Genomic DNA, 5,062 nt, shown 5'->3' with positions numbered 1-5,062 from the left:
CCGTGTTAACCGCTTCACCATACCCGCCATATGTATTTCGATTATCTCGCACACAGTATCGAGTGCCGATAACGTAGATGATTTTATCATTTCCTGAACGTTCTGTCAATATGTTTTTTGCATTTTCTTCTATTTTTTCTGTACACACCACAAATTCCTCGACTAATGATTATTTATTAGGAATCTCTTTTCTATTTTTTTACGATATTTCATTTGAACGCTTCCTCTTTTTTTATAATATGGTAAAATATAATGTAGACTCTATCTATACAAATTTCCAGATATAGTTACTACTACAGACTAATTGTGTGAGGTTTATCTATGAAAAATTTATTACATATCGGCATCGATATTGGTTCTACAACCGTAAAAATCGCCGTACTCGATGAATTAAAGCACTGCCTCCACGCCTGCTATGTCCGTCATTATACGGATATCCGTCAAAAGGTCTGGGATCTGCTGGAAAATGCCTATGAAATTTTTGGCGACCGGCAGATTACCATGGCTATTACCGGTTCGGGCGGCATTGCGCTGGCAGACTATCTTGGCATTACCTTTATCCAGGAAGTCATTGCCGGCACCAAAGCCGTACGTACATATCATCCCCAGTCAGACGTCATCATCGAACTCGGCGGGGAAGATGCAAAAATTACCTATCTTACCGGTGGTAACGAACACCGTATGAATGGTAATTGCGCCGGCGGGACAGGCGCATTCATCGATCAGATGGCGACACTCCTGCACACCGACGCCAGCGGCCTCAATGCACTGGCAGAAAAATCGGATACCCTGTACCCTATTGCCGCCCGCTGCGGTGTTTTCGCCAAAACGGACGTACAGGCCCTCCTCAATGATGGTGCCAGCAAGGAAAATGTAGCAGCTTCCGTATTCCAGTCCATCGTCCTGCAGACCATTACAGGCCTTGCCTGTGGCAGACCTATCCGGGGAACAGTCTGCTTCCTGGGCGGACCGCTTACCTTCCTTCCCCAGCTGCGCAAGCAATTTTCCCGGACGCTGCATCTGCGCGACGATCAGGTCGTTGCGCCGGAAAACGCCCAGGTCTATGTCGCCATCGGCGCGGCTCTTGGCAGTTTTAAAGAAAAACCGCTCTCCTTCATGCATCTCATGCGGCAGCTGAAAAATGTAGACGAATCGTCTCTGGCACAGTCGGACCGGGTGGAACCTCTCTTTGCGTCTAAAGAAGAATTTGACGAATTCAACCGCCGCCACAGCGAGCATACGGTCCCCAGAGCCGACCTTTCATCGTACCGTGGCCCATGTTATCTCGGCCTCGATGCAGGCAGCACGACAATCAAGGCCGTCCTCCTGAGTGAAGACAACAAAATTCTCTATTCTCATTATCAGAACAATGAAGGCAGCCCACTGAAAGCAGCCCAGAAAATCGTTGCCGAAATCTACCGGCTCCTGCCGGAAGGGGCCTTCATCGCCAAATCGGGTATAACCGGATATGGCGAATTTCTGCTGAAGGAAGCCCTGCACATCGACCTGGGTGAAGTAGAAACGATAGCCCATTATCAGGCCGCTGCCCATTTTTGCCCTGATGTCGATTTCATCCTTGATATCGGCGGACAGGATATGAAATGCAGCCGCCTGAAGGACGGCCACATCGAAGACATCCTGCTCAATGAAGCCTGCTCATCGGGCTGTGGCTCCTTCCTCGATACCTTTGCCAAATCGCTGAATTTATCCATCGAAGAATTTGCCAAAGCGGCACTCTTTGCCAAAAGCCCGATCGACCTGGGTTCCCGCTGCACCGTATTCATGAATTCCAAGGTCAAACAGGCCCAGAAAGAAGGGGCGACCCTCGCCGATATTTCCGCCGGCCTTTCCTACTCGGTCATCAAAAATGCCCTGTACAAGGTCATCAAAGTAAAAGATCCAGACAAACTGGGCAAGCACATCGTAGTCCAGGGCGGTACGTTCTATAATGACGCCGTGCTGCGCGCCTTTGAAAAGCTTCTGGGCCGCCACGTCATCCGCCCGGCTATTGCCGGCCTCATGGGCGCTTTCGGCATGGGACTGATCTGCAAGAATACCTATCACGAAGATCACACTACATCGACGCTCCTCAGCCGGGAAGACCTGGACGGCCTCAAAGTCACGACATCGATCCGCCACTGTGGTTTGTGCACCAATAATTGTCTGCTCACGGTCAATACCTTTAATGACGGCCGGTCTTTCATAACGGGGAACCGCTGTGAACGGGGCGCTGCCAGTTCGTCGGCTAAAAAACGCAAGTCTCTGCCGAATATGTACAAGGTAAAGTACAACCGCCTGTTCAACCACTATAAGCCGTTGGAAGCAGGAAACGCTCCCCGCGGTACCGTAGGCATTCCCCGCGTGCTCAATATGTATGAAGATTATCCCTTCTGGTTTACCTTCTTCACCCACCTTGGATACCGCGTCGTCTTATCCGATCCTTCGTCTAAAAAGCTCTTTGAAAAGGCCATGGAAACGATTCCTTCCGATTCTGCCTGCTATCCGGCCAAACTTGTCCACGGCCATATTGAAAACCTGCTGGAAAAAGGGGTCGATCGCATCTTCTATCCCTGCATCCAGAACGGGCCCAAAGAAGGCAGTAAAGACAATACGTTCAACTGCCCCATGGTCATGAGTTACCCGGAAGTCATCCGCAATAACATGGCCGAACGGCTGAGCGATACGAATACACGGTACCTGTGCCCATTCCTGCCGCTCCACGACCCCAAACGCATTGTCCCGCGCCTGCAGGACGAACTCCGCATATGGGGACTGGAAAAAGGCGAAATCAAAGAGGCCTGTGAAGCTGCCTGGAAAGAAGAAGAAGCGTATAAGCAGCAATACTATGCCATGACCAAAGCCACGCTGGACATGCTCGCCAAAAAAGGCGAACGGGCTATCGTCCTCTGCGGACGCCCCTATCACGTCGATCCGGAAATCAATCACGGCATTCCCGAACTCATCAACAGCCTGGGCCTTGCCGTCCTCACCGAAGACGGAGTGGCACCGCTGGGACAATTCCCGGGCCACCTGCGAGTCGTAGACCAGTGGTCCTATCACTCCCGCCTCTACCGGGCGGCCCAGTACGTCGAACAGCATGCCAACCTGGAACTAGTGGAACTGAATTCCTTCGGCTGCGGCCTCGATGCCATCGTCGCCGATCAGGTGCAGGAAATTCTGGCACACGGACATAAAATCCATACGCTGCTGAAAATCGACGAAGGCTCCAACCTCGGTGCTATCCGCATCCGCCTGCGGTCTCTCCTGTTCGTCATGAACCACCGCAAACCCATTTCGAACAAGCCCGAACCCTATACGTACGAAAAGGCTGTCTTCACAAAAGAAGACAAGGCAAAGGATGTCATCCTTGCACCGTCTATGACGCCGATTCATTTCCCCTTATTCAAACCGGCTTTCGATTATGAAGGATACCGGGTGGAAATGATCCATCACCAGGGACAGAAGGCAATCGACACCGGCCTGGCGTATATTCACAACGACGCCTGCTATCCGGCAATCATGTCCCTTGGCCAGATTATTACGGCGCTTAAATCGGGCAAATACGACCTGAAACATACGTCCGTCATGATTTCCCAGACGGGAGGCTGCTGCCGTGCTACCAACTACATCGGCATGATACGAAAAGCCCTGGCCGACGCCAATCTGGGCGACATCCCCATCCTGTCCCTGAATCTCAAGGGATTGAACAAGCAGCCGGGATTCCAGCCCCATATCGGCTTCTGGCACCGCCTGGTCATGGGCATGATTTACGGCGATACGCTGCAGCAGGTGCTGTACCGGACCCGTCCCTATGAAAAGGTAAAAGGTACGGCCGAAGCCCTGTTTAAAAAATGGCAGGATAAATGCATGGCCGACCTGAAAAAGGCCGACCGTTCCACCTTCGTGAAGAATATCCGCGCCATGGTCCAGGAATTCGATAACATCGATATGACCGACGAAAAGAAACCCCGTATCGGTCTTGTCGGGGAAATTTACGTCAAATTCCATCCCATTGCCAACAACCACATTGTGCGCATGATTGAAGAAGAAGGCGGGGAAATCATCGTATCCGGTCTGGCTGACTTCTTCTTCTACGGTCTCCTCGACGACCAGTTCCGCTACAGCCATTTGTCTGGCAGCTGGTGGAACAACTTCAAGAGCAAATCCTTCGTGAAGCTGCTGGAGTGGTACCGCAAGCCCTACAGGGAAGCCGTAGCCCGGAGCCGCCATTTCGATCCCATCACGTCAATTTACGACATCGCCGAAGACGCGAAGAAATTCCTGTCTCTCGGCCATGAAGCCGGCGAAGGATGGTTCCTGACCGGGGATATGATCGACCTGATCAAACGGGGGGCCAAAGACATCGTCTGCCTCCAGCCCTGGGCCTGCCTGCCCAACCACGTGACCGGCAAGGGCATGATCAAGACCCTGAAAGCGGCATTTCCTGAAACGAATATCGTCGCCATCGACTACGATCCCAGTGCCAGCTCGGTCAATCAGACCAACCGCCTGAAGCTGATGCTCACGACGACCTTTGAAAGCATCCGCGAACCGGTCGATCCCAAAGAAAAACCGACCCTTCCCTTTCTCAACGGAGTCCGTTTAAACGAAGCCATAAAAGAATAACACGATTGAGACTGTCTTTCCAGGCAGTCTCTTTCTTTTCCCGAAAACCTTTTTTTCATCTTCCTCTCACATATATAAGTTTTTTGTTGCCCATTGAGAGCAATCAATTTATAATAAAGTATATGTTTTTATATTCCTTATGTTTTTATTGAAAGGAGATACACTATGCAAACTGAAACTGGTTTTCTGGACCGGCTATTCCATTTATCAGCTAATGGCACGACAGCCCGGACAGAAATGCTGGCCGGTATCACGACATTCATGACCATGGCCTATATTCTGGCCGTCAATCCGGCAATTTTAAGCATCACCGGCATGGATAAGGGCGCTGTCCTTACGGCAACGGCCCTGGCTTCCTGTCTGGGTACGGTCTTTATGGCTGCCTTTGCCAACTATCCCTTCGCTCTGGCACCCGGCATGGGCCTCAACGCCTTCT

At 51.3% G+C, this 5,062-nt stretch carries 1 protein-coding gene and 1 pseudogene; both read left to right on the top strand.

Annotation, left to right across the window (positions count from 1 at the left end; translation table 11 throughout):
• Window positions 1–321: 321 nt before the first annotated feature.
• Complete coding sequence (locus B4H10_RS02890; RefSeq protein ID WP_292018133.1) at window positions 322–4,626, top strand: 2-hydroxyacyl-CoA dehydratase; 4,305 nt, start codon at window positions 322–324, stop codon at window positions 4,624–4,626.
• Between the two features lie 165 nt (window positions 4,627–4,791).
• Window positions 4,792–5,062 (top strand): annotated as a pseudogene (locus tag B4H10_RS02885) (solute carrier family 23 protein); the annotation flags it as partial.

This window comes from Megasphaera sp. UBA4382, from assembly GCF_002391155.1.
Classification (GTDB): Bacteria; Bacillota; Negativicutes; order Veillonellales; family Megasphaeraceae; genus Megasphaera; species Megasphaera hexanoica.
Note: the sequence above shows the minus strand (reverse complement) of the source record. Positions and strands in the feature narration are given on the sequence as shown.